This window comes from Armatimonadota bacterium (assembly GCA_028871815.1).
Lineage (GTDB): Bacteria > Armatimonadota > Chthonomonadetes > Chthonomonadales > Chthonomonadaceae > REEB205.
This window is the reverse complement of record JAGWMJ010000003.1, coordinates 131,493-156,470: the sequence shown is the minus strand read 5'-3', so window position 1 is coordinate 156,470 and position 24,978 is coordinate 131,493. Positions and strand designations below refer to the sequence as shown.

At 60.0% G+C, this 24,978-nt stretch carries 25 protein-coding genes; 9 read left to right on the top strand and 16 right to left on the bottom strand.

Features of this window, described 5'->3' with window-relative positions; translation table 11 throughout:
- The first annotated feature begins 29 nt into the window (after nt 1–29).
- The 5 genes from KGJ62_05145 to KGJ62_05125 all read left to right on the top strand — a co-directional run bounded on the left by KGJ62_05145 (nt 30) and on the right by KGJ62_05125 (nt 5,938).
- A complete protein-coding gene (locus KGJ62_05145) occupies nt 30–821 on the top strand; it encodes a hypothetical protein (protein MDE2125958.1) in 792 nt (263 codons plus the stop codon).
- A gap of 297 nt (nt 822–1,118) precedes the next feature.
- Complete coding sequence (gene guaA / locus KGJ62_05140; protein ID MDE2125957.1) at nt 1,119–2,675, top strand: glutamine-hydrolyzing GMP synthase; 1,557 nt, start codon at nt 1,119–1,121, stop codon at nt 2,673–2,675.
- A gap of 71 nt (nt 2,676–2,746) precedes the next feature.
- A complete protein-coding gene (gene rho / locus KGJ62_05135; protein MDE2125956.1) occupies nt 2,747–3,958 on the top strand; it encodes a transcription termination factor Rho in 1,212 nt (403 codons plus the stop codon).
- A gap of 38 nt (nt 3,959–3,996) precedes the next feature.
- Complete coding sequence (locus KGJ62_05130; GenBank protein ID MDE2125955.1) at nt 3,997–4,539, top strand: bifunctional nuclease family protein; 543 nt, start codon at nt 3,997–3,999, stop codon at nt 4,537–4,539.
- 373 nt (nt 4,540–4,912) lie between these two features.
- Nucleotides 4,913–5,938, top strand: coding sequence for a YncE family protein (locus KGJ62_05125; GenBank protein ID MDE2125954.1), 1,026 nt, complete (start codon nt 4,913–4,915; stop codon nt 5,936–5,938).
- Between the two features lie 106 nt (nt 5,939–6,044).
- Here KGJ62_05125 and KGJ62_05120 read toward each other — a convergent pair whose 3' ends face one another.
- The 13 genes from KGJ62_05120 to KGJ62_05060 form a co-directional block, all read right to left on the bottom strand.
- Nucleotides 6,045–6,251 carry a hypothetical protein gene (locus tag KGJ62_05120; GenBank protein ID MDE2125953.1) on the bottom strand — a complete coding sequence of 69 codons (207 nt, stop codon included), beginning with the start codon at nt 6,249–6,251 and terminating at the stop codon, nt 6,045–6,047.
- 24 nt (nt 6,252–6,275) lie between these two features.
- A complete protein-coding gene (locus tag KGJ62_05115; protein ID MDE2125952.1) occupies nt 6,276–6,704 on the bottom strand; it encodes a response regulator in 429 nt (142 codons plus the stop codon).
- Between the two features lie 131 nt (nt 6,705–6,835).
- Nucleotides 6,836–7,633, bottom strand: coding sequence for a hypothetical protein (locus KGJ62_05110; protein MDE2125951.1), 798 nt, complete (start codon nt 7,631–7,633; stop codon nt 6,836–6,838).
- 7 nt (nt 7,634–7,640) lie between these two features.
- Nucleotides 7,641–8,024, bottom strand: a complete 384-nt coding sequence (gene gcvH / locus KGJ62_05105; GenBank protein MDE2125950.1) for a glycine cleavage system protein GcvH — start codon at nt 8,022–8,024, stop codon at nt 7,641–7,643.
- Between the two features lie 34 nt (nt 8,025–8,058).
- Entirely contained in the window at nt 8,059–9,153 is a 1,095-nt protein-coding gene (gcvT, locus tag KGJ62_05100) for a glycine cleavage system aminomethyltransferase GcvT (GenBank protein ID MDE2125949.1), read from the bottom strand.
- Nucleotides 9,154–9,155: 2 nt separating this feature from the next.
- Nucleotides 9,156–9,995 carry a hypothetical protein gene (locus KGJ62_05095; GenBank protein MDE2125948.1) on the bottom strand — a complete coding sequence of 280 codons (840 nt, stop codon included), beginning with the start codon at nt 9,993–9,995 and terminating at the stop codon, nt 9,156–9,158.
- A 1-nt stretch (nt 9,996) separates the two neighbouring features.
- Nucleotides 9,997–10,704 carry an ABC transporter ATP-binding protein gene (locus KGJ62_05090; protein ID MDE2125947.1) on the bottom strand — a complete coding sequence of 236 codons (708 nt, stop codon included), beginning with the start codon at nt 10,702–10,704 and terminating at the stop codon, nt 9,997–9,999.
- A 19-nt stretch (nt 10,705–10,723) separates the two neighbouring features.
- Nucleotides 10,724–12,859 (bottom strand): branched-chain amino acid ABC transporter ATP-binding protein/permease, encoded by a 2,136-nt coding sequence (locus KGJ62_05085; GenBank protein MDE2125946.1) that lies wholly within the window; start codon nt 12,857–12,859, stop codon nt 10,724–10,726.
- A 34-nt stretch (nt 12,860–12,893) separates the two neighbouring features.
- The gene (locus tag KGJ62_05080; GenBank protein ID MDE2125945.1) at nt 12,894–14,042 is read right to left on the bottom strand and encodes a branched-chain amino acid ABC transporter permease; all 1,149 of its coding nucleotides are present in this window, start codon (nt 14,040–14,042) and stop codon (nt 12,894–12,896) included.
- A gap of 3 nt (nt 14,043–14,045) precedes the next feature.
- On the bottom strand, nt 14,046–15,263 hold the full coding sequence (locus KGJ62_05075) for an ABC transporter substrate-binding protein (protein MDE2125944.1): 1,218 nt from the start codon (nt 15,261–15,263) through the stop codon (nt 14,046–14,048).
- Between the two features lie 270 nt (nt 15,264–15,533).
- Complete coding sequence (locus tag KGJ62_05070) at nt 15,534–15,938, bottom strand: CBS domain-containing protein (protein MDE2125943.1); 405 nt, start codon at nt 15,936–15,938, stop codon at nt 15,534–15,536.
- A gap of 4 nt (nt 15,939–15,942) precedes the next feature.
- A complete protein-coding gene (locus tag KGJ62_05065; protein ID MDE2125942.1) occupies nt 15,943–18,123 on the bottom strand; it encodes a YfhO family protein in 2,181 nt (726 codons plus the stop codon).
- On the bottom strand, nt 18,116–18,856 hold the full coding sequence (locus KGJ62_05060) for a hypothetical protein (GenBank protein MDE2125941.1): 741 nt from the start codon (nt 18,854–18,856) through the stop codon (nt 18,116–18,118). The genes KGJ62_05065 and KGJ62_05060 overlap by 8 nt, the downstream gene beginning before the upstream one ends.
- 50 nt (nt 18,857–18,906) lie before the next feature.
- Between KGJ62_05060 and KGJ62_05055 the strand changes: the two genes are divergently transcribed.
- Nucleotides 18,907–19,662 (top strand): MTAP family purine nucleoside phosphorylase, encoded by a 756-nt coding sequence (locus KGJ62_05055; protein MDE2125940.1) that lies wholly within the window; start codon nt 18,907–18,909, stop codon nt 19,660–19,662.
- Between the two features lie 15 nt (nt 19,663–19,677).
- Here the strand turns inward: KGJ62_05055 and KGJ62_05050 are convergent, their stop codons facing one another.
- From KGJ62_05050 to KGJ62_05040, 3 genes are read right to left on the bottom strand one after another with little or no spacing between them, the layout of a single operon-like run.
- Nucleotides 19,678–20,658 carry a hypothetical protein gene (locus KGJ62_05050; GenBank protein ID MDE2125939.1) on the bottom strand — a complete coding sequence of 327 codons (981 nt, stop codon included), beginning with the start codon at nt 20,656–20,658 and terminating at the stop codon, nt 19,678–19,680.
- Nucleotides 20,655–21,809 carry an alanine--glyoxylate aminotransferase family protein gene (locus KGJ62_05045; protein MDE2125938.1) on the bottom strand — a complete coding sequence of 385 codons (1,155 nt, stop codon included), beginning with the start codon at nt 21,807–21,809 and terminating at the stop codon, nt 20,655–20,657. Before KGJ62_05045 ends, KGJ62_05050 begins: the two co-directional genes overlap by 4 nt.
- Before the next feature lie 25 nt (nt 21,810–21,834).
- Nucleotides 21,835–22,617 (bottom strand): enoyl-ACP reductase, encoded by a 783-nt coding sequence (locus tag KGJ62_05040; protein MDE2125937.1) that lies wholly within the window; start codon nt 22,615–22,617, stop codon nt 21,835–21,837.
- Between the two features lie 157 nt (nt 22,618–22,774).
- Here KGJ62_05040 and KGJ62_05035 point away from each other — a divergent pair, with 157 nt between their 5' ends.
- The 3 genes from KGJ62_05035 (at nt 22,775) to hfq (ending at nt 24,964) form a co-directional block, all read left to right on the top strand.
- The gene (locus tag KGJ62_05035) at nt 22,775–23,506 is read left to right on the top strand and encodes a metal-dependent hydrolase (protein MDE2125936.1); all 732 of its coding nucleotides are present in this window, start codon (nt 22,775–22,777) and stop codon (nt 23,504–23,506) included.
- A 65-nt stretch (nt 23,507–23,571) separates the two neighbouring features.
- Nucleotides 23,572–24,561, top strand: a complete 990-nt coding sequence (gene miaA / locus KGJ62_05030; GenBank protein MDE2125935.1) for a tRNA (adenosine(37)-N6)-dimethylallyltransferase MiaA — start codon at nt 23,572–23,574, stop codon at nt 24,559–24,561.
- 52 nt (nt 24,562–24,613) lie between these two features.
- Nucleotides 24,614–24,964 carry an RNA chaperone Hfq gene (gene hfq / locus KGJ62_05025; GenBank protein MDE2125934.1) on the top strand — a complete coding sequence of 117 codons (351 nt, stop codon included), beginning with the start codon at nt 24,614–24,616 and terminating at the stop codon, nt 24,962–24,964.
- Nucleotides 24,965–24,978 lie beyond the last annotated feature (14 nt).

Sequence of the window (24,978 nt, the reverse complement as noted above, 5' to 3'; positions counted from 1 at the left end):
TCACCAGTGGCGCCAGGGTAAGGAGAAGTATGAGGATCGGTTATGAGGACGGCGATACGAGCGGGGCAGGGCAGGAATGTGCCGACAGTGGAGCTGAACTTCTGGTCCGGTTTGCGATGTGGTGCGGGAACTCGGCGCACCTGAGCGATGCCGATGTGGGCACGCACTATCAGAACGCCTCAGTGCTGGTGGACTACTTGTGCGACGGGTTCTCAGAAGGGCCGGCGGAGGCCGGCGAATATGAGTTGCGTCGATTTGTAGATAACGTGTACATCCGTACCTGTTCCGACGTGTCAATTGGCGCAGTGCTGCCGGATACACTTGCGCTATTGTATGGCTTCCTCACGGTAGAATCGGGCTTCCAGTGGCCGGAGTGGCTGGAGGAGATTCTAGCCGAGCGCGAACGATACACGATGCGATTGCATCAGTACTTGCATATTCTGGCCGCCGCCAGGGATCCGGAGCGTGCAGACATTCGCAACTGGCTCACCGACTATCGGGATGATATGGATTCGCGGTGTCTCCTTCTGCCAACAGAGTTCGCCGACGGCGCAAGTTGGGGTGAAACGATGGGAATGCGCGAAAGCGCACTGTACGATGAAGCAAATGCGCGGTGGCAGCGTGATCGGCTGCGGATGCTGCAGGAGAGTGCCGACATGGATGACATTCGCAGCGAGTTGACCGCGAGGTATCTTCAGTGGATGCACATGCCGCAGGATGAACTGGATGGCCAAACGCCGTCCGCGGTGATTCTGGCGGAACAGGATGAGAATGGCGCCGAAATGCGCCAGGCGGAACCCTCCGGCGATGACGAAGCGTAGAGTAGTAGAAATCAAGGAGTGCGTCGAGACAATCCGTGCGGTTTGACACGCTGGCGCCATGTGCGCTATAATGTTTCCGAGGTCGCGGCACACCATTTGCATGTATCCGGTCTCGCTTTGGCGGCGTGTTCTTCGTCTTTCGGCGTGTGTGACCTTCCCGCGCAGCTTGGCCCAGCGTTGAGCCATAGCGGAACGCGCGCTTCGCAAGGCTACGGTAGTCCTATCTACCGCCGTTCGTTCATCTCCCGCCGTTAAATCGGCTCGTTTACCGTACCGCAACGTGGCAAAAGCCCACCCGTGAATCCGTCAACATCCGCGCCCGGCGCCGTTCTTGTCCTCAATTTCGGCGCTCAATATGCGCAGCTTATCGCACGGCAAGTCCGTGCATGTGGCGTCTACTGTGAGGTGGTGCCGGCCGGTATATCCGCCGACGATGCAGCTGCCAGGCAGCCGGCGGGGTTGATACTCTCCGGCGGTCCTTCGAGTGCGTATGGCGAGGGAGCGCCGATAGCAGATCCCGCTATCTACAACCTTGGTGTGCCGGTGTTGGGCATCTGTTACGGGCAGCAGCTTATGGCGATGCAGTTGGGAGGCGACGTGGAGAAGGGAGGCGGCGGCGAGTACGGCCAGATGGAAATCACCGTGACGGCGCCGGGCCGGCTATTTGCCGGCTACGCACCCCCCGGTACCACGCTCAGTTGCTTTATGAGTCATGGAGACGTGGTGGATCGTCCGCCGAAGGGTTTTACCGTAACTGCCGTTTCCGCTTCAGCGCACGTGGCAGCGATGGAGTGTACGGAGCGCGGACTTTACGGCGTTCAGTTTCACCCCGAGGTACAGCACACGCCATTTGGCGGGAAGTTGCTGCAATCATTCTTGATCGATATCTGCGGTTGTGACGGAAACTGGCAGGCGGCGAATTTCGTAGAGCAGGCTATAGAGCAGATAAGACGCCAGGTTGGGGCGGCCGGAGTACTATGCGGCGTCTCAGGCGGTGTGGATAGTTGTTGCCTGGCAGCTCTGCTGCAAAGAGCCATCGGATCGCAGTTACACTGTGTGTTTGTGGATCACGGCCTGCTCCGTAAAGGCGAAGCCGACCTGGTTCGTGCTGCCTTCAGCGATGCCCTTCGAGTTCCACTGCAAACCGTGGAAGCGGCGGAACACTTTCTGGGGCGCCTCTCCGGCGTTATCGATCCTGAGGAGAAACGCAAGGCAATAGCGCGGGCGTTTGAAGAGGTGTTTAAGGCGGAAGCGGCCAAACTGCCGGGCGTAAGATTCCTGGCGCAGGGAACGCTTTACCCAGACGTTATTGAGTCGGGCGCCGGCGACAACGCAGCCACAATAAAAACGCACCATAACCTGTACCTGTCGAAACAGCTCGGCCTGGAGTTGGTTGAGCCGCTCCGCAACCTCTTCAAAGACGAGGTGCGGGCTGCAGCAACCGAGCTTGGGTTACCGCAGGAAATGGTGCGGAGACACCCGTTCCCCGGACCGGGACTTGCAATTCGGATACTCGGCGAGGTTACACGCGAGCGACTCGCCATTCTGCGTGAAGCAGACGCGATATTCATAGAAGAGCTGAGGTCGGCTGGTCTGTACGACGATGTATGGCAGGCGCTGGCCGTTCTTCCGGCCATTCAGTCGGTGGGCGTTCAGGGCGATGAACGTACCTACGGATACCCGTTGGTTCTTCGCGCGGTAACGAGCCGCGATGCCATGACCGCGGAGTGGAGCCGGCTTCCATGGGAGCTTCTGGAGAGAGTGAGCCGTCGGGTGGTAAACGAGGTAAAGGCGATCAACCGTGTGGTCTACGACATAACCTCCAAACCGCCAGGCACCATCGAGTGGGAGTGACCGGTGGGTTCTGCAGTATCGCGACTGGTGTGTTTTCCCGTAGTTTGGTCTCACGGTATGTCTACTAGTTCATCAGGAGTTCTGGAGTGAGTAATGCCTCAGGATCGGCTCGAAAAGACGAGCTGATCGCCAAGTTCATGCAGGTGCAGCCCGATCGCAATGGCCTAACGAACGCGCGTGGCGTTCTGGAGATCCTACCGGACGGTTGGGGCTTTCTCCGTCGGAGCAACTTTTCACCCAACGCCGAGGATATCTACGTTTCGCAGACGCAGATCAAGCGGTTTGGCCTGCGCACAGGCGACGACGTTTGCGGTCAGGTGCGCCCGCCCAAGGATCAGGAAAAGTACTACGGGCTGTTGCGCGTGGAGACGGTTAACGGTCTGGATCCGGATACCGCGCGCGCCCGTACAAACTTTGATGACTTGACGCCCATCTACCCAAATAGCCTGCTCAGGCTGGAGACCACACGGGAAGAGATGACCGGGCGGATCATGGATCTGTTGTCGCCTGTGGGCAAGGGGCAGCGCGGAATGATCGTCGCCCAGCCGAAAGCCGGCAAGACGACGATACTGAAGAAGATTGCCAACGCGATAACCGCTAATCACGAGGAATGCTCGCTGATTGTGCTGCTGATCGACGAGCGACCGGAGGAAGTTACCGACATTCGCCGCTCGGTGAAGGGCGAGGTAATAAGTTCTACATTCGATGAGACCCCCGAGAACCATATGCGCGTGGCGGAGATGGTGCTGGAGCAGGCCAAGAGATTGGCCGAGAGCCAGAAAGACGTGGTGGTGCTGATGGATAGCCTCACACGTTACGCGCGTGCCTCGAACCTCACCGTGAATCCCAGCGGGCGGACCCTCTCGGGTGGACTGGACCCGGCTGCGCTGTATCGCCCGAAACGTTTTTTGGGAGCAGCCCGTAACATTGAAGAGGGAGGCAGCCTCACGATTCTGGCTACTGTGTTGGTGGAAACCGGTAGCCGGATGGACGAACTGATCTTCGAGGAGTTTAAGGGAACCAGCAACATGGAAGTTGAACTGGATCGGGCCCTTGCGGAGAAGCGTATCTTTCCAGCGATTACCCTGCGCTCGGGTACCCGCCACGACGAACTGTTGTATGACGACGAGACGTTCAAGCAGATTGTCAAGCTCAGGCGTCTGCTGCACGGTCTGGATAACTCCGAAGCCACCGAACTTCTCAGGGACCGTCTGGTTCACACCAAGTCCAACGAGGAGTTCCTCAAGATGGTTGAGAAGACACTCAAAGGTGACCCGGACTAGTTGCTACGGCGCAAGAGTCGCGGCATGGAGATTTGACGGTGAGTGATTTTCGCGAGTTATTCGGGGATTGGCGACCGGAGGATGATCGCCCGGGTGAGGGTGGCGCCATGCGTCCGGAGGAGCAGACGCGTGGTGACCGCAAGCTGGACGAGAAGGCGGTTCGCGTCGTTAACGTTTGGGAAGGCATCGAAGAGACGCCCGTTGAGGGCGGCACAACGATCACGCGCGGTCACTCGTTTTTTGTGCAACTGCGCGACAACCAGGGTCGCGAGTTCCGAATCTGGGTAGTACGCGAAATGGCCGGCTCCATACAACTGGCGCTGGAGCATGGGCAACCGGACCGGCCCTTTACTCACGACTTGCTGAAGGTGGTGCTGGAACGGCTTGGTGCGTCGGTTGAGCGTGTGACGATCGACGATCTATGGCAGAACACGTATTATGCCCGCATTACACTGGCTTACCACGACGCTACGATTGACATTGACGCAAGGCCCAGCGACGCCATTGCGATGGCGCTGAGGTTTGATGCACCGATTTACGCCTCGGAGCATGTGCTGGAGAGCGCACAGCACGAGACGTAACGCTGCCGAACGAGGCCACGCTCCACATTTGCCGTACGGCCTCGCGTTACGCCGCCCGTGGAGCTTTCCGGCAATCAAAACAGCGGCCGCTCTTCGACGTATGACTCCGGTTAACTTATGACTCCGGTTAACTAGCGAGCGCGCGGCTGATCTCAACTGGTTGCGGTTCACGAACCACGCTCCATCGTATCGGAGAATCTCCATAACATATCTTATCGGACGTTCATTATCGGCCCACTGCATTATCTCGCCCTTAACAATCTCTAAGGCGCCGGACGCGTCTATACAGAGGTCATTCATCCGGTTTTAATGCTAATTCCACACACTTGATGTGTATTCAGACCCTGCAGTTGGGAAAAGGAGTTACGTCCAGATGAGGAGTTTTAGAGTTGTCGCCGCAACGATTGCCGCGGTAATGGTTGCCGCGGTGGCTGGCGCCCAGCAAAGTCAAACGACGTACCACGTCACTCGCACATTCAAGCTAGGCGGGCAAGGACGGTGGGACTACATCCATGCCGAAGCCGCCGCGCATCGGCTCTATATCAGCCGTTCCGACCATGTTCAGGTGCTGGATACGCGTACCGGCAAAGTGATCGGAGAGATTCCGGGTACCGCCGGAGTTCATGGAATAGCCATTGCACCAAAGCTGCATCGCGGTTTTACAAGCAACGGTGGCTCCGGTACCGTTACAATCTTCGACACACGGTCTCTGAAGGTGATCGGTACCGTGAAGGTGGACCAGGGACCCGATTGCATCATTTTTGATCCAGCGACCAACCGCGTATTTACGTTCAACGGACGTGCCGAGACGGCGACAGCGATCGATGCGGCGACGGGTACGGTCGCTGGCTCAATCCCGCTTGGCGGACGCCCGGAATACGCTATCGCCGATGGTCGCGGTATGGTATACGACAATCTGGAGGACAAGAGCGAGATCGTGGCGATTGATGCGCAGAAGCTGACCATTGCGCATACATGGCCGATAGCGCCGGGCCAGGAAGCGTCGGGCATCGCCATGGATCGGCAGAACCGGCGACTGTTCGCGGTTTGCCGAAACAAGATGATGGTCGTGATGGACGCTGATACAGGCGCTGTACTTGCAACCCCAGCAATCGGCAGCGGCCCGGACGCGGCCGGCTTCGATCCTGGGGCTGAACTGGCCTTTAGCTCGAATGGTGGCTCCGGAACGCTCACCCTCATTCACGAGGATAGCAACTCCGCGTTCTCGGTTGTGGCGGATGTGCCGACGGCGCCGGGAGCTCGAACAATGGCGCTGGATACAAAAACGCACCACGTGTTTCTTGCGACGGCCCGGTTTCAGCCGGCAAGCGCCGGTGAACCTCCATGGCGCCGCCAGATGGTTCCGAACTCCTTCGAGATCATCGAAGTCAGCCCGTAGCCACCGGTTGGTGGCCGCTCACGGCGTGGGGGCGTGTAACACGTGTACCACACCGTGAGCGGCATAGGTTGCCCTGCCCTGCGCTGCGTAATGAGGCGGTTCTAAATCAATCGGCGGCCGGCAGCTTGCGCTCAATATCAGCTAGCTTGCGCTGGACGTCGGTGAGTACATCCCGCACGTCACGGTTGTGATCGGGCGTCGAAACTTCTTCCGAGCGCCTACGGACTTGCCACACAACCACCAACGCAACGATGCCTGCGGCTGCGGCTGTGGCGCTGGCCCAAATAAGTGTGTTGCGTGCCGGCGACGTCACGGTACGGGTTTGTAGCCGCCAGCCTTAGCCGCCGAGGTCGAGCACGTTACTGTCGGAGTCGCCCTGCTCCTGCGCCTTGAATATCCGACGAACGAAGGCTAGAAGCTCCATTGGGTTGAACGGTTTGGTCAGGTAGCAGTCGCAGTTCATCTGGTACCCGCGAAATACGTCGGCATCCTGGGCCTTGGCTGTGAGCATGATGACCGGTACTTCGCGCGTACTGGGGTTTTTGCGGAGCTGCTGCAGCACCTCAAAGCCGTCCATATACGGCATCATCACATCCAGCACGATCATGTCTGGGTTTTCGCTCGCCACCTTTTCCAGGGCTTCTTTGCCATCGAATGCGGTAACAACCTGATAGCCGGCGCGCTCGAGGTTGACCTGTACGAGGCGCACGATGCTTCGCTCGTCGTCCACCGCGAGAATCTTCTTGCCTGTTGGCGCTGCCGCCATCCTGCTGCCCTCTCTTCCTTAGCCGTTGGTGTGGGTTGTATCAATCGATGCCGACGGTCCGAATCGGCGAACCCGGCCGCTTTGTGGCCGGAAGCAAGTGGAACGCAGTATATCACACGACGAGGGTCGTGTCAACCGGTATCCGTCGGTCGCTGACCAGTGCGATTCCAGTTTGGCGACGCGTAGATATTCGCCAGTGTCTCGGCGCGCGCCAGCTCGTGCTGGCGCGCGGGTTCTGCCACACAAGGCTCCTGAATGAGGCGGCTTATGGTGTGCTGGATAGCGCTGACAAGCTCCTCGCTGCGGCACTCCAGCGCCGGACGCGAGTCGGGTCGCGCACCGAGAATGCAGCTGCGGATTGCAGCCAGTTCGCTCCACTCACGGCAATAAGGGATTGTTGCCTGCAACAGAGCGCCGCTCTGCCGGATCCGGACGGCTGCACCAAGCACCTTCGCACCGGTGGAACGGTCCACCAGGTCACCCGCGAGCGCAGTGGCAAAGCAGTCGGCTTTGGCGCCGGCAGCACGCGCCGTGTGAGTACCCGTGGCGGCGCAGACTTCAAGCTCCTTGAACGCGTCAACGAATGCCGGCATGAGCCACTGGTAAATCGCCATCGGCCGGCGCGGCACGGCAAATCGCGACAGCACGTTTGCCGGCAGTGACAGCGACAAAGTGACATCGTTTCCGTGAAGGATCCCACGACCGCCCGTGATACGTCGTACGATTGGCGTGCTGGGCGCTACAGGCCAGCTGTTTGGTTCTCGCCACTGCGTGAACCCAATGGTGACCGCCGGCGCCGGCCATGTATACAGCCGCAGAACCGCAGCGCCGGATTCGCAGGCGCTGTCGAACAGCGCTTCGTCCATGGCCATGTTCCACGAAGGAGTGGCACCAGGCTGGACAATAACGCGAAGGCCCGCGACGCTCATTGGCGCCCTATCCGGGCAGTTCACCGTACGCTGCGGAATCCAGCAGCGAGTCCAATTCGCTTGCATTTGAGAGTTCAACGCAAATCAGCCACCCGGCCTCGTACGGAAACTGATTAACTACTTCCGTACTGTCAATGATGGCATCGTTTCTCTGCGTGACGACACCCGAGACCGGGCTGTAGAAGTCGGAGACTGCCTTGACGGACTCGATCTCTCCCACCTTTGCGCCGGCCGCAACGGCCATGCCCGGCTCAGGAAGGTCCAGGTAAGTTATGTCGCCCAATTCAGACGCGGCGTGGGCCGTAATGCCGATAGTGGCTAACCCATTGCTTACTTTGACCCATTCATGAGTGGGCGTGTACGCACGATCGTTGGGAATCTGGCCGTCCATAATGGTCTCCCGCAATACGAGTTGATTTCGTGGATTACGGCTTGCGGTCCGCAAGCAGGTCCTTCTTTGGCGTTACAGTTGCGCCAAACAGCCGGTCACGAACCTGAACCTGCACCGTGGCGCCGGCTTTGGCGTTGGCTGTGGCAATCCATGCCATGGCGATTGCTTGCCCACGGGTCGGTGAGAATACGCCGCTGGTGACCTCACCGATGTGCGCGCCTTGCAGGAACACCTCTGCGCCCTGCCGAGGCGCCGAACGGCCATCCACGATCAGCCCCATGAGGCGATGTGGCGGGCCGGTACGTTTCACTGCCTCGATGGACTCGCGACCAGTGAACGGGCCTTTCGACAGCTTTACCACCCACATCAATCCGGCAGAGACCGGATCAACATCCTCGCCGATTTCGTGCCCGTAAAGAGGATACCCCGCCTCAATACGAAGCGCGTCACGCGCCCCAAGACCGCACGGCGCGGCCCCGGCCTCGCCAAGTTGGCGCCACACATCGGGAGCTATTGCAGCCGGCATGACGATTTCGAATCCGTCTTCGCCCGTATACCCTGTGCGGCAAAACCAGCAGCGCGCGCCAAACGCCGTAACGTGCATGCATTGGAATCGGCTGAGGTGTGCCAACGCAGGTTCACCTGCCAGATTCGCTGCCATTGCCACGGCGTCCGGGCCCTGAACGGCGATCATGCCGGTCTGCCCTGTTTGGTCGTCGAAGGTAGTTTCCGGTGAGGCATGCCCAGTGAGCCAGGCAATATCCTTCTCCGCATTACTTGCGTTAAGTACAACAAGATACTCGTCTGCGGCCGTACGGTAGACGATGATGTCGTCGAGCATTCCGCCGCGAGCGTTTGTAAGCAGCGAGTACTGAGCCATCGAGGGATGCAATGCCGCGACATCGTTGCTCGTCAGTCGTTGAAGCGTATCGAATGCTCCCGCGCCACGCACAAACAACCTGCCCATGTGACTGATGTCGAATATGCCCGCGTGCTCACGCACAGCAGCGGCCTCGGAGAGGATTCCCGTGTAGTCAATCGGCATCTCCCAGTTGGCAAACGGCGCCATGCGAGCACCGAGAGCGCGGTGTACCTGTGAAAGCGGCGTTTGTTGCAGCTCGGGCGTCATAGCTATTCTCTCCTCCTGGACCGGATCTTCAGGGCTGGGCTCGCGTCGGGCAGTGTCAGATCGGCGTCCAGAACGACGCATCCGTTGGCGACGCGCGCTCCTGTCATGCGGAGTAGCGTACCTGTGCCAAGGTCGATGGATGGATCGAATGCAGGATTGATCATGCGGGTTAGAAGCTGAAGCTGGGCAGAAGCCAATTCGTGTCCCGCCCAGCGTACCCAGTCGGGTACGAAATCCAACCTGCCCTGTTCGTCTGCGCATAAGCGCCCGGCGGCGGCAAAGGGCAACCTTGCGCCCAGCAGACTTAGCTCGCCGGTCAACGTGATCGCGTCGAAGCTAAGGCCTACGTGCACGCCGCTCAGCACCCCGCCGTGTCTCCCCGCAAGCATGAGCTGCAGGGCTGCCGGCGATATCCTGGCCTGGGCAGTACCCGGCCCGGCGCCAACGAGAACCAGTCGATTGTTCCAAATGGCATCATTGAGGCGATAGCGAATATCTCGAAGTTTGGCGCTGAACTGCTGAAGACGGATACGCGCGAGTACCAGGTTCGTGCTTTGCACGGTAAGTACACCAATCCGCCCACTTGGCCCACGAGGCCGTTCCAGATCGAACCGCAGCGACGTTACGTGGGCATCGGCGATCCGGATATCGATTTCACCTATACGGCCACTAAGGTTACCGAATAGCCCCTGAGAGCGCACCGCGGCTGTGAATGTACCATTCTGGCCGAAGTAGGTGTGTGCTGCTGCCAGCGCTTCGGCGCGCACGCGCTGATCGACGCCATGCATCAGGAGCCACCCGAGGCCCGCGCCGGCTGCCACCTTGAGGAGCAGCGCGCCCACGTTACTCGCCGAGGTACGCGGCCCGCACCGATGCGTTCTTCAGCAGGTTTGGCGCCGTGTCGGCAAGTACAATATGGCCCGTCTCGATCACATATCCACGATTCGCTATGCGAAGCGCCTGGTGGGCGTTCTGCTCCACCAGCAACACGGTTACTCCTGCCGAGTTGATTTCGCGAATAACCTGGAATATCGTCTGCACCAGGAACGGCGCGAGGCCCAGCGATGGTTCATCCAGCATCAAGAGGCGCGGCCGGCACATAAGTGCCCGACCCATCGCCAGCATCTGTTGCTCACCGCCGGAAAGGGTGCCTGCGATCTGGTGCTGGCGCTCCTTCAAGCGCGGAAAGATGCCGTAGACCTTCTCCATGTCGGACTTGATGCCGGCCAGGTCCTTGCGCCGCGTATAGGCGCCTAGATCGAGGTTCTCGCGGACGGTCATCTCAGCGAAAACGCGGCGGCCCTCCGGGCTCTGCCCGATACCCATTTGAACGATCTGGTTGGGCGGCACTCTATGTATCGGCGTGTTCTCAAACAGTATCTCGCCATCGCGCGCACGTACCAACCCGGATACGGTGCGAATCGTTGTGCTCTTGCCGGCTCCGTTTGCGCCGATCATGGTAACGATTTCGCCTTCATTCACTTCCAATGAAATGCCGTCAAGAGCGTGGATCGCTCCATAATAGACCTGAAGGTTGCGGATTACCAGCATCGGGCGAACACCTTGCATCTCATACCGGCTCCGGCTGGGCCTCTGCGGCGCCGGTTGTGTCGTCACCGATCTCCTCGCCGAGATACGCCGCAATTACCCGCGGATTCTTGCGAACCTCCTCCGGCGTGCCCGATGCGATAATCTTGCCGTAGTCCAGAACGTAGATCCGCTCGCAGATGCCCATTACGACCTTCATGTCGTGCTCGATCAGAAGAATCGTCAGGTTATACTCCTCGCGTATCTGCCGAATCAGATCCATGAGGCTCGTCTTCTCCTGAGGATTCATGCCGGCGGCCGGTTCATCCAGGAGAAGCAGCCGCGGGTGTGTGGCAAGCGCGCGCACAATCTCCAACCGACGCTGATCGCCATACGGCAGGTTCCGGGCCAGCTCTCCTTCCGAGTCCTGCAGTCCGAAGCGGTGGAGGAGCTGCCGGCAGAACTGGATGGAATGAGCCTCCTCCTTCTTGAGACGGATTGAACGGAAGAGCGCATCGAAGAGGTTGGTTTTGCGCCGGAGGTAGGTGCCGATGCGGACGTTCTCCAGAACGGTCAGGTTCGGAAACAGCCGGATGTTCTGAAATGTTCGCGCAATTCCACGCTCAGCAAACTGGTACGGCTTCAAACCGGGGCGCGTCCGTCGTCGGCGTGGCGCGGTTATGATGGCTGCAGCCGCGGCAGCCACGATGAATGCCCAGCGAATGACCGCCTGCAGCGTATGATCGAATGGTGTAAGCAGTGCGGGAACCAGGGCTGTTGACATGATCGCGGCTACGATGAAACCCCCGATGAGAGCTACGCAGAAGTCCATCGCAAGCAGCGCGGCGCGTGGACCGCGCGCCCATTGCCGCTGCCCGCAGATCGCAGCGCCGCAGTACGCGATCGTCCCGTCGCTTGGCTGATACACACCCGTAAGCATATTGAACAGCGTGGTTTTGCCGGCGCCATTGGGGCCGATCAAGCCGATCAACTCGCCGGGCGCCATATCGATGTTAACGTCTTCGAGGGCGCTGAGACCACCAAACTTCTTGCCGAGCGCGGTGATCTCCAGGATCTGGTGCCCTACGCCTTCGGGCAGCTGTGGGACCAGCTCGCTCGGCGGCGGGTCGGATGTGGCATCGTCCGGACCATCATGCGGGGCAGATTTACGTTTCCACGGCCAACGCAGTTCACCGTTGGCGAACACTCCTTGTGGCCGCAAAATCATCGTCATCACGAGCAGTAGAGCATAGATGACCAGCCGGTATTCGTCGTGAAAATGGATCTTGTCTTGAATGGACTTCAAGTACTCCGGCAGCGCCGTGAGCACAATAGCCGCGGCTGCCGCGCCCGTAATACTGCCGGAGCCTCCCAGCACAATCATGACAACATAGTTCATGGAGAGAATAAAGTTGAAGGTTTGAGGCTGGAAAAACAGCGAGTGGGCAAACAGCACGCCACCAATACCGGCAAAAAAGGCGGCCAGGACAAAGGCGGTCACCTTGACCGACGTTGTGTTCACGCCCATCGCATCGGCCGCAACTTCGTCTTCCCGTACGGAGAGAAATGCCAGACCGTGTGACGAGACCTTGAGGTTTCGCGAGATGATTATCACGAGAGCCGCTACACCGAACACCAACGGAAAAGTTGTGAGTGTCGGCACGTTATAGAAGCCCATGGCTCCGCCCATAAACTGCAGCTTCGGGCTGATCTCGTTGATGTTCTCCATCACGACGCGAATGATCTCGCCGAAGCCCAGTGTGACGATGGCCAGGTAGTCGCCGCGAAGACGAAGGCTGGGTACGCCCACCAGATATCCGAAGAGCGCCGCAACCAGGCCACCCGCCAGCATGGCCAGCAGCATCCACGCTATTCCGGGTTGGCCGCCATGCAGTCGCTGAGCTTCCAGGTAGGTTATCGAGGCGCCGCAATACGCTCCTACAGACATGAATCCGGCGTGGCCGATGGAAAACTGACCTGTAAATCCGTTGACGATGTTGAGTGACACGGCCAGAATGACCGCAATGCCACATTGCAGCACGATGTCTTGAACATAGTCGACCAGTCGGCTGTTTCCGGCACTGGCTGCCATAAGCGCGATGGCCAACAGCGCCAGACCCAACGCGCGTCGACCATAATCGCGCAGCGGTCCGGCCGTGTTCTCTGAAGGTAAAGTCATGGGCAAGGGGCGCTCTGCAGTACCGGAAGTTGAACTAAACCTTTTCCGGTACATCGCGCCCCATCAAGCCGGCCGGTTTCACCAGCAGGACGATGATGAGCACGACGAACGCAATGGCATCCTTGAACGTAGAGAATGAGGAGCCTGCCGTGAAGCTTTCGGCCAGGCCCATAAGCAGGCCGCCCAGCACGGCGCCCTCGATGCTGCCGATGCCTCCGAGTACTGCAGCCACGAAGGCTTTAAGCCCTAGCGCGATCCCCACGTTTGCATCGAAGTTGATCCGGGTCAGTCCGTGGTTAAGGAATCCGGCGGCTCCAGCCAACGCTGAGCCAATGATGAAGGTGGTGGCTATGAGGCGGTCCGTCGGGATGCCCATCAAGGCCGCGGCGTCCGGGTCGAAGGAGACTGCCCGAATGGCGCGACCAACCGACGTGAATCGGACTGTGTACACCAGAACCACCGTTAGTATCACGGCGGCGACCAGTACAACCATCCTCCCGCTGCTCACCGTAAGGTGAACGCCAATGAACGATAGCTGCCATGGGCGATCCACGCCCTTGATCTGGTACGCCCGCGGATTCGCCGTGAAGATCGCCTGACCCTGGTTCTCCAACAAAAGCGAGATTCCGATAGCGGTGATCAAGGCGGTGAGCCGGCTCGGCGACGGCTTGACGTGCTTTGATAGCGCGCCAAAGAGCAGCTTGAGCAGAGGTACCGCCGCGGCGAACGTGATGCCGGCGGCCACAATGAAGCCGATTTCGACAGGCGGTAGAGCTTTGCCACCCATGAGCGTGGCGCCGATGATGTGCTGTGCGATCCGGAAACCGAACAGACCGCCGTATAGCGACCAGAAAATAGCCCAGGGCACTGCTTCACGCACGCTGAGGCCGTTGCGGAGCGGTCGATATGCGAGGCGCTCGATCAGGGCGCCCAGGGATGCGCAGCCCACCATACAGATCATCAGCGCTGCGATACCCTGAGCTGCGGGGTCGGCATGCACCAGATAACCGGTAACCGTGAAGAATCCGATATACGCGCCGACCATGTACACATCGCCATGGGCGAAGTTGATGAACTTCAGCACCCCGTAGACCATTGTGTAGCCCACGGCGATCAGCGCGTACACACTGCCGGTTTGTACGCCGTTAATGACCTGCTGCAGAAACTGCTGAACTGCCTGCAAAGGCTACTGCCCGCCTGAAGGCGCCGCAGGCTGCTGCGACAGCGGTTTGCTGGGGTCGGTTATGGTCGTGACGTACTTGAACTGCCCATTTTGAACACCGATGATCACCGCCGGCTTGCTTGCATTGCGGTTCGCGTCGATCGTGATCTTTCCGGTGACGCCCGGAAAATCGGTCGTTGTGGCGATCGCGGCTCGAATGTCGTCGGGTGTCAGGGCCTTTGCGCGTTTCATTGCTGCATACGTCAGGTTTGCTGCATCGTACGCGAGCGCTGCAAGGGCATCCGGAGTGTGGCCAAAGCGCGCTTTGTAATCTTGCACAAATTTCTGGACAACCGGGCTCGGATTGTCCATCGAGACGTGGTCGGAAAAGTAACAGCCATTCACCGCGCTGCCACCGATATTGAACAGCAGCTGCGAATCCCAGCCGTCGCCGCCTACGATCGGCACCTTGATGCCGAGGTCGCGTGCCTGTTTGCACACGGCTCCAGCGTCGGTATAGTAGCCCGGCACCAGGATCGCTTGCGGGTTAGTGGCCTTTATGGTGCTGAGCGCGCCACGGTAGTCGGTATCCTGCTGGCCATAAGATTGCTGGGCTATTACCTGACCGCCCATCCCCGTGAAGGCCGTTATAAAGTTCTGCGTAAAGCCCGTGCTGTACGGCGCGCTCTTGTTGGTAAACGTGGCCACGCGGGTTACATGAAGATAGTCGTGCACAAATCGAGCTACAACCGCCGCCTGAAATGGATCGATAAAGCAGACCCGGAATATGTCGTTTCCGATCTGCGTGACGCTGGGATTGGTCGAGCTCGGCGAGACCATTGGAATGTGAGCCTGCTGGCAGACCTGTCCGCCGGCCAGGCTAGACCCGCTGGCCACCTCGCCAAGGACGGCGATCACGTGCTCTTCGTCGATGAGGCGCTTCACGGCAATCTCCGCCTTGGCGGCATCGCTCATATCGTCCTCAACAACCACCTTGATCGTCTTGCCGTCGATGCCGCCGGCGGCGTTTGCCTGCTCGGTAGCCAACTGAATGCCTTCGTTGGTCGATTTACCGAAGGATGCCTGAGGTCCGGTGAGCGCGCCATATTCACCGACAATGATCTCTTTTCCGACAGTGTTGGTGTTGCCGGATTTGCAGCCGCTCAACGCGGACAAACTGACGGCTGCCAGCGCCAAAAGGGCGGCCGTGGTGACACAGCGAGTGATGTTGCGCGAGTGCATGCTCTCTCCTCGAAGTTGCGGAAGCGTGGACAATAACCGAGTCATATTGTAACTCATAGTGTCGCGTTACCCGTTGCACCGCAGACCCCGCATATACCTGCACCGGGTGGCATAGCGCAGCGCACCGCTAACTGGCTGGATGTCCGCCTGGCGACACGCCAGTCCGCTTGATGGCGCCGCTCCGGCGAAAAAGCATACCGCAATTGTCCGGCTGTTGTCGGCATGCCGCAGTCGAGATCGCCCAGCTCGTTGCGCGGAAGTCGTGCCGGCTTACAGCAATCCTTCAGCCACCGCCTGAATGACGTCGATGCGACTGAGTAGGCCGGTAACCATACCGGCGTCACTGAGTACCGGGAGTCGATCATGGCCGGACGCCCAAAGCCGGACGGCTGCTTCGCCTATAGGTTCATGCTCCGCAGCAGTCACGGCGGGCGCCGCCATCCAGTCCGCTACGCAGCCGGCAAGAGCGACGCTGCTGTTTCGCAACAGCGTTTGGCTCACGGGTGAGTCCCATCCGACTTGCATGGCGCGCCGGATATCGGCCTCGCCAATCACGCCGATCAAACGCGACTCGGGATCCAGCACCGGCAGCATGCGGAGCTGGTAAAGATCCATCACGTCAGCAGCCTCTGCTAGTGATGCGGTGTTCGGCACGCACCGAACGTGGGTCTTCATCGCTTCACTTACCTGCATTTTCACTCTTTCCCAAGCGGGCGCCGGCGCACAGCCAGAATGCGGCGGCAGATGCCGCCACCAGCACCGACACCGCTGAAATATAGAGCCCTAAACGGTAGACAAAGGGCGCATATCGCAGCACTACGTCATGCTTGCCGTTAGGAACCTCTACCGCCAGGAGCGATATGTCGGCCCGGAATACCGGCGTGGGCTTGCCATCACACCAGGCGCGCCAGCCGGGATATGCCGTGCGGCTGCAGAGCAGAACGGCGCGTGGCGCCGTAACATTTACGCACAAACGGATGCGGTCTTCATTGAATTGACCGGGCGGCACCGTGACGCTTCCTACCGGCGTCGCACTTTCATTCTGTGTAGCGAACGCGCCTCGTGCGCCGGTTACGACGGCAACCGCGGAGGGCCGAAACTGCGGACTGGTTGTCACAGCGATAGCTCGGCGTGTGTTCGGTACGCAAATCTCGGATGCGGCAAGCCAGAATGCATGGGAGGGCTGCATAACTCTCTGCGTTTCGGCGCCGAAGCCTCGCGCATCGCCGAGGTCCGGATTCACAACGCGCTCCACGCCGATAATCGTGGTGACGTTGGCCAGCTGCAGTTCGTTTGCGAATGCCGGATCGGAACGCTCGGCCAGACGCCGGATCGCGCCGTCCAATTCGCTGGCTGCCAGCACCGGCACGGGCTCATAACCGGATGCCTCGGCGCTCTGACGAAGCATGCCCGTATTGGGTACGCCGGCCGCCAGGACGTTTTGAATGGTTGGAGCGGCGGCGTCCCCGTAGCTGGCGTAGTTAAGGTACCGATCCCACAAGGCCCGTGACGACATGCTGTAAACGCGTCCAGCTGCCGGAATAGGCAGCCGCCGCACCGCTTCCTGAAGTCTGTGGTTGGATGCCATGGGAAGCAGGCTGCGGCCGAACCAGAGCATTGGGACGGCTGTAAGTATAACGGCGCCAGCGCTGATCGCGCGCTGCGCGGGCCAGCGCATGAACGTGTGATCCGCGCCGAACGCTGCCAGAGCTGAGAGGGCAAAAGACCCGATGAGCAGGAATCGGGCGGGATCGTGGAATCGCGCGACACCAGGCACACCGTAGAACGCAACGGTGTAAAGTCCAGCGACTCTGCCGAATGCTAACCACAGCGCAGTAGCCCAGCCCGCAAACCAAAACCACTTGACGCGGCGCTTATCGCCTGCAAAGAGCGATATCACAACAAACGTGAGCGGCAGCCAGCCCACAAACACGGCAGCCTCCCACGGGTTGCCGGGTGCCCAGAAGTCGCCGCGGACCGGTGAACCCACGTACTTCGGCCACAGATAAGTGAGCAATTGAACTGGATGTAAGACGAAGCGGTTCGCTTGAGCTTCGGTCATCCGTTCCCGTGGGCTCTCCAGCATCAGCTGCAGCGTGGGTAGCCACTGCATTGCAGCAATGCAGATGCCGAGGAATCCCCACGCGGCGTAAGCTGCCGCCCGGCTGATGGCAAACTGGATGGCCTTCAAACCGCGGCGCTCCGCTTCGTGCGAGGCGGCCCACACGCGCGCGCTGCCGTAGAATAGCAGCAGCAGGGTGAATAGGTAAGCTGCCTGTGGATGTGCCGCAAGTACAATCAGCGCTACTGCGCCTGCCGTAAGTAAGCCGTGGCGCAGGTTTGGCGTATCCACGAGGCGATCTACGGCTTCGAACGCCAACGGTGCAAGGCCAATCGTCAGGGCCATCGGAGGAAACTGCAGTCTCCCGACGAGCGCCGCACTGCCGGCATACGTTAGAGCTCCGGTCAGTGCAGCGGCACGCGTGTGCGTCCACCGCCGGAGATAGCGGTACATAAACGTAGCGGCCATACCAATGCTCAGATAGCCGAATATCGTAATCGCGGTCCAGGCTGAAACGCGCATCAGCACAGCCGTCGCTGGAAAGAATATCCCCATCTGTGGATTACCCAACAGGGGCTGCCCTCCCAGCACCAAGGGATTCCACAACGGGATGCGACCGCCTCGCAATTGGCGCGCCACATTGTTGTACATTGGTCCGAAGTAGAGCAGCAGGTCTCCCCAGTAGAGGCGTTGGCCCAAAACCATCGGCCAGAGTAGAAGGGCCGGGAAGATCCAACAAGTTCCAGTCGCGAAAAGCCGTCCAGGCGACGTCCGCGCAGGCTTGGCGGCCTCAGCCATCGGTAGCGGCGATCTCCGCGGTCGGGCGTTCGTGTAGGACAAAGATCGGCGTAAGCTCGTCGCGCTGACCCATCGGATTATCCAGCATCACGAGCCGGGCAGTAGCCGCATCGAAGCCTCGATCCTCCAACCCGGGGCTCATTCCCACAACCTTCACGTTGATGTTGTTTCCATCAATGATGTAGCACGCGCAGCCAAACTCCTCCGACAGCCGGCGACACGTATCGACGGGATCGCGAGGCGGCAGCATGGCGTATTCATCGAACGGTTTCATGGCTTCCGGATTGAATCCGTCGATCTCAGCTATTCCGTGTCCGGCGATCCGGTAGAAATCACCGCGCCGTTTCAGAAGCAGCCGTGTGAGCCCGCCGATGAGGACGGCAATCACAATCCGCGGCGTGCCGGCACAGTCGATCGCGACCTGCATCTTCTTGGGGTGGCTGAAGCCGATGTCGTTCGGGTACCGCGTCACATACCGTACAATGAGTCGGGCAAGCCACGTATCGCGGACGGAATCGATATGCCGCACATTGTTTTCGCAAATCGACACCAGCTTCTCGGAGAGGCAAAGTATAGCATTGGGACCAATCTGCCCTTGTGCGTATTCGCGCACCACGGTATCCAGCGGTTCGCCGAACATGATCATGCGCGTCCGGATCGCCGTGCGCTCGAACGTGCGGTTGTTGACTACCTTCACGGTAATGCCGGGGCCACCAACGGGCTGGTTGTTCACTTCAACGACACCGTCGGCTTTAGTTCCGACCCGCGCTTTCTGCTTGCGGCATGACAGATCGGCCCAACTTCGCCATCGTCGGCGGCACGGGTCTGGACGCGCTGAGTGGCGAAATCTGGTCCGAGCCGGTCTCCGTGCGGACCAGCTCCGGCGAAGTCACGTTGTGGAGCCTTGCCGATAACTATACGGAGCCGCATCATCTCTACTTTCTGCCCCGACACGGACAGGATCACCAGGCTCCTCCCCATGAGATCGACCACTTCGCCCACGTAGAGGCGCTGGAATCGCTGGCGGTGGGCACAGTATTGGCCACTAACGCCGCCGGTTCGCTGCGTCCCTCGATAACGGAAGGCTCTCTGGTAACACCGCACGACTTTATCAGCTTTATGCACGGTCCCGCCACGACGATGTTTCGCGATCGCGCCGGCTGGCAGCATACGGATTTCACCAACGCCTATAGCGAGACCGCTCGCCAAGCCATCTGGATGGCCGCAGATGATTTGGGGCTGGAGGTGCATCATAACGGCGTCTACCTGGGCACCGACGGCCCGCGCTTTGAGACGCCGGCAGAGGTGCGGATGTTTGCCGCATGGGGAGCCGACGTTGTAGGCATGACGGGTGTGCCCGAGGCGATCCTCTGCCGTGAGGCCGGCTTGCGTTACGCCTCGCTGACTGTAGTGACCAACATGGCCGCCGGCCTGGGCAATGCGGCGCCGGATCACGCGTCGATTTCAGCGTACGCTGCAGACAGTGCGCCAACTATTATGGCTCTGTTGATGCATGCCATTCGGCGGCTCGCAGGCTGAATGAGGTGCGCCGGGTCAGCCGTGCTTTCGGTTGACGTAGTTGGTCAGGGCGTGTGCCGCATCTTCGTCTGTCATCGGCCCTATTTCCCAGTCGTTCACATCCAGGGCCTGCGCCACGCGCCCTGCCGTTTCCACGGTGCCGTTTACGATGAAGCAAAGGTCCTCATTTGCGTGCACGCGTGACCACTGGTAGAAGCGTGAGCGGCCTTCCGGCGTAAGATAGAGGTGCACCGTATACGTGGGCCCTTCGAGAATGCTCGCAGCGTGCTCCTCCAGATCGGCGTGGGTAAACTGCGCGCCGGTAAGGACGACCGGACATGCCGCGAGGAGCACGGAACCGGGAACCGTGACACCGTGGCTCACCTGGTGGCCACCACTGCCCCCACCTCCGCCAGAGTCGACCTCCGCGGGTGCATCACCGGCCGGCGCCGCGGCCTCAAACTTATGAATTAGCGCGCCAAGCGTGGTGTGAACCGTGCCGCGCTTATCTCCGGTGACCACGGTTATCGGCGTGCTGGCGGTGACCGCGTCGTAGGCGTGTGGATCGCCCAGCAGCGACCGGATAGTAGCGCGCAGAAACGGAGTCAGCATGGCGAAGCCCATAGCGTCATCGACCATGATGGCGGAGCTGATGGTATTCCCGACTGTATCGCTAAAGAGACCGGTGTCTTGACCAAACACGGTATGCCAGCCGAAGTCGGTCAGCTCTACGTGGCTCGCTTTGTTGGCAAGAACAACCTTGAAGATGTTGCGATCGAAGTGGAACTGCGAGTCGAGCGTACCGACCACGGTCAGGCCCTGGGCATCCGGCTGAAGCACCGGCCAACGATGTTCGAGCAGTATGTGATCGCGTATCTGACCGTAGACGTACCAGACGGCAATCAGGGCGACGAAGACAGCGAGCAGCCGAGCCGTACCGCGTTCCCGCGTCCAGTACATGCGCGCGGCCGCGCCACCGCCGGCTCGTGGCTTCGGCTCTGTTGCAGGGTTCGTCATAAGTTCGCCATGTCCGGACGTGAAGAGGAGGGCCGAGCCGATGAGCGCCTCATGCACTGGTAAAGTGCTGCTGCCAGCATCTCAATCAATTGTGGTTGTGCGGAGGCTCCCATCGTACCAATACGCCAGATCCTGCCCTTGAGGTGCCCCAACCCGCCGCCGATCTCAATTCCGAACTCGTTCAACAGCGTTCCCCGCACGGCGGCTTCATCACTCGCCCAGCCTGGAACCCGCACCGTGGTGAGCATCGGCAGTCGCGCACTCTCGTGTGCAAATGGCGCTATATCGAGCGGCGACAAAAGCGAGAGAAGCAGGTTTGCAGCATTTTCGTGGCGGGCAAAACGTGCTTCCAGAGTCTCTGCTTCTATCTCACCGAGCGCGGCGTCCAACGCATAGTACAGGGAAATCGGCACGGTGTGATGGTAGGTATGCGGCGCATCGAAGTACTGCGCAAGCAGGTTCCAATCGGAATACCATGACGGCGACGCGCTGCTGCATACGCGATTGCGCGCCCTATCGGACACCGCAATCGGCGCCAAACCGGACGGACCGCCGAGGCACTTTTGCGTGGCCGAATAGCACACATCGACGGCGACAGTGTCCATCGCAACAGGCATCCCACCCAGTGAGGTGACGGCATCTGCCAGGAATATGGCGTCGTGTTCGCGGGCGAAAGCGCCAAACGGTGCGAGGTCGTTCCGCACGCCGGTGGATGTTTCGGCGTGCACTATCGCCAGGACGTCTACCCTCGGCATATCGGCCGCCGCGCGTTTTGCGTCTGCAACATCCAGCGGCATCCCCCACTCGGCTTCGAATCGTACGACCGTGGCGCCATAACGGGCGAACATGCCGGCAATCCGGTCTCCGAAGAACCCATTAACTCCAACGAGCACATGCGTGCTGGGCCCAGCCAGGTTTCCGACGGCGCTCTCCATACCTATCATTCCGGTACCGGTCAATGGGATGGTGAACTCCGCGCTGGTGCCGAAACACGCGCGCAGTCGTGTTCGCATTCTCTCCAGGAGCGGCCATAGCTCCGGGTCCAGGTATCCGATCGGCGGTCGCGCTAGCGACCCCAGAACTGCGGGCGACATCGCACTGGGCCCGGGCCCCAACAGGGTGCGTGGCGGGCGCGTGAAAGGTGAACTCATCGGCTCCGGGCCTCCGGCGAGGCCATCATGCGTGCGCTACGATCGAATAGCCGCAATCGGTATACACCACCTGGCCGGTGATGCCAGACGACCACGGAGAGAGGAGGAACATCACGGCGCTTGCGATCTCCTCGGGCGCCACCGGTCTGCGCAATGGCGATGCGCCGGCAACGTTCTTAATCATCGTATCGAAGCCGGCGATAGCAGAGGCTGCAGCCGTCTTGATCGGTCCGGCGGATACCGAATTGACGCGAATCTGTTCCGGGCCCAGGTCTGCCGCCAGGTACCGCGCACACGCCTCCAGGGTCGCCTTTGCCACGCCCATCACGTTGTAGTTCGGCACCGCCCGTACAGCGCCGAGATACGTGAGCGCCACGATGGCGCCACCGTGTTCCTGCATCAGTGGTCGAGCTCCGCGCGCAAGGCGCACCAGCGTGTATGCGCTTCGGTCAAGTGCAATCGCGAAGCCTTCAGGCGATGTTGCGACGAACTCACCGTTCAGTTCGTCTCGGTTCGCGTAAGCAATGCTGTGGACCACGCCATCCAGTCTGCCGTTTGCGTCGGCTCGAACGTGCCGGAACATGCTCTGGCATTGCTGTTCATCCGCCGCATCGCACTCATAAACCCGTGCGACAATCTGGTGCTCATCGAGCAGTTTTCCCAGATTGCTGGCAGCCTTCTCGCCGAGCACCGAAAACAGAAGCCTGGCGCCTTCCGAGTGAAGAGCGCATGCAGCATGCCACGCGATGCTCCATCGGTTCTGTACGCCCGTGATCAAAACAGTTTTGCCTTCAAAGATCTCCGGCATTCCAATCTCCTCGAAGCGCAAGTTCGCTTTCTGCGGCGTGACGCAACCATTCTACCCGCACGCGCGTTTCCCACTGGGCTTGTGGCGCGGTACCATAGATAGGGCGTAAAGCCGTTGGCGCCCGACCCCATCGTCATCCGGAGGTGTTATTTTGAGCCTGGGATTTGCTACCAGTTTGCGGTTTTTAGGACATGCAACGTTTCTGTTTGAAACGCCGGCCGGCAAGCGCATCATGTTGGATCCATTCCTGACGGACAACCCGCAGTGTCCGGAGGCGTACCGCACCGATCCCGGCCCTTTGGATGCGATGTTGATTACTCATCTTCACTCCGACCATGTTGGCGACGCCGTCCGCTTGCTGCAGTCCAATCCGGAGTGCCATGCCCTGGGCGTGATAGAGGTCGCCGGCTGGCTATCGTCGCACGGCGTAACCAACCTGGAAGGCGCAAACATCGATGGTGAGGTGCCGGTATGTGGCGCCAAAGTCTCCTTTGTCCAGGCGGTCCATACAAGCAGCTTTACGGAGCCGGACGGCACGCTGGTATCCGGCGGAGACCCGGTTGGCTTTGTGATTGAATTCAGCGATGGCCTGGTCGTATATGCGGCAGGCGATACCGGCGTGTTCGGTGATATGGCGCTCATCCGTGAGCTGTACGCACCACATCTGGCGCTTTTGCCGATCGGCGGCTACTACACGATGGGACCACGCCAGGCCGCCCACGCGATGCGTCTATTGGGTTACCCGCACGTCTTGCCGTTCCACTACGGCACTTTTCCAACGCTCACAGGTACGCCCGCAGCGATGAAGGAGCTGGTACCTGCGGAATACGCTGGGCGCATCCATGTTGTGGCGCCCGGCGAGCTATTGGGTGACGCAACAGGTGGGTAGCTCATGTCACGGATTGCGGTGATCATTAGAGACTGCTGCATAGGTGCACTGTGACCTGCAGCGGTATTCCGGCGAGCATTGTCGTTACGGGGCCAACGGCGAGCGGCAAAACCGCAGTCGCCGTGGAGTTGGCGCAGCGACTGAGCGGCGAGGTCATCAATGCCGACTCCTCGCAGGTATACCGGAAGTTTGACATCGGTACAGCCAAGCCGACGCCGGATGAGCAGCGGAAAGTCCGATTTCACCTCGTGGATTGCGCCGACCCGGACGAAGCATTCAATGCGGCAAGGTGGAAAGAAGCCGCAGAATGTGCAGTGGATGCGATTCGCAGACGAGCTCGCCGCGTAATCGTCTGTGGAGGCACGGGTCTCTACATCCGCGCGCTGGTCCGTGGATGGAGCCTTGGCAGCTTGCCCGCAGTCCCAGAAATCCGAGCCGCATTGCATCATGAAATGCAACAGCGCGGTGCGGCGGATCTGTATCAGGAACTCGAACGGGTGGATCCAGATACCGCGCGCACGGTACACCCGAACAATCGCGTGCGCGTAGAGAGGGCATTGGAGGTATTTCGGGCCACGGGAGTACCACTTTCCATGCGGCAGTTCGCGCCCGGCGGCGGTCCGCGAACGAAATGGGTAGTATTTGGACTGGATCTGGATCGTGAATGCCTCTACCGCAGAATCCAGGACCGGGTTGAAGCGATGTTGGCTCGTGGCCTCGTGGCGGAGATAGATCTGCTTTTGGCCTCCGGTGTTCATGCCAGCGCCGCCGGGTTTCGGTCGCTCGGCTATCGGGAGATACTTCAGGTAAAGGAGGGTTTAATCGCGGAGAGTGCGCTTGCCGAAACCATAACGCGAAATACGCGACGCTATGCTCGCCGCCAACTAACCTGGTTGCGGGCCGAACCGGAGCTGATATGGATAACCGCAGATGGCAGGTCGGCCGCTGACATTGCCGATGAGATAGTGCGCCGCGTCGAGCGCACGGATAGCGTGGATGGTACGGATAACAGCGAAGGCGCGGCCGTAACCTCCTCATACCAAATTCCGGCCTGAGCTGCAGTGCCGGGCTTTCTTTCCCAAATCCTTTATATGGGGGAATTTCGTTATGAACAAAATGCAATTGAACCTTCAGGACATATTCCTGAATCAAGTGCGCAAAGAGAATATCGGCGTGACGATCTACCTGATCGGCAGTGTGCAGTTGCGGGGATACGTGCGCGGATTCGATGCGTTTACGATCCTGCTCGATTCCGGCGGCAAGCCGACCCAGCTTGTGTACAAGCACGCAGTAACCTCGATTGTGCCCAGCCGGCCTGTGCCAAACTTCCATCAGGATGCTCATCGTGAACCACGGAGCGAGCATTCCGGCGATAGAGCGCGTCAGGTGGTTGAGTCCGACGGTGAAGTTTCGGAGGTGGCCGAAGACGAGTCCGTCAGCGCCGAGGCGACTGTGTAAATGGCTCAGCTTGC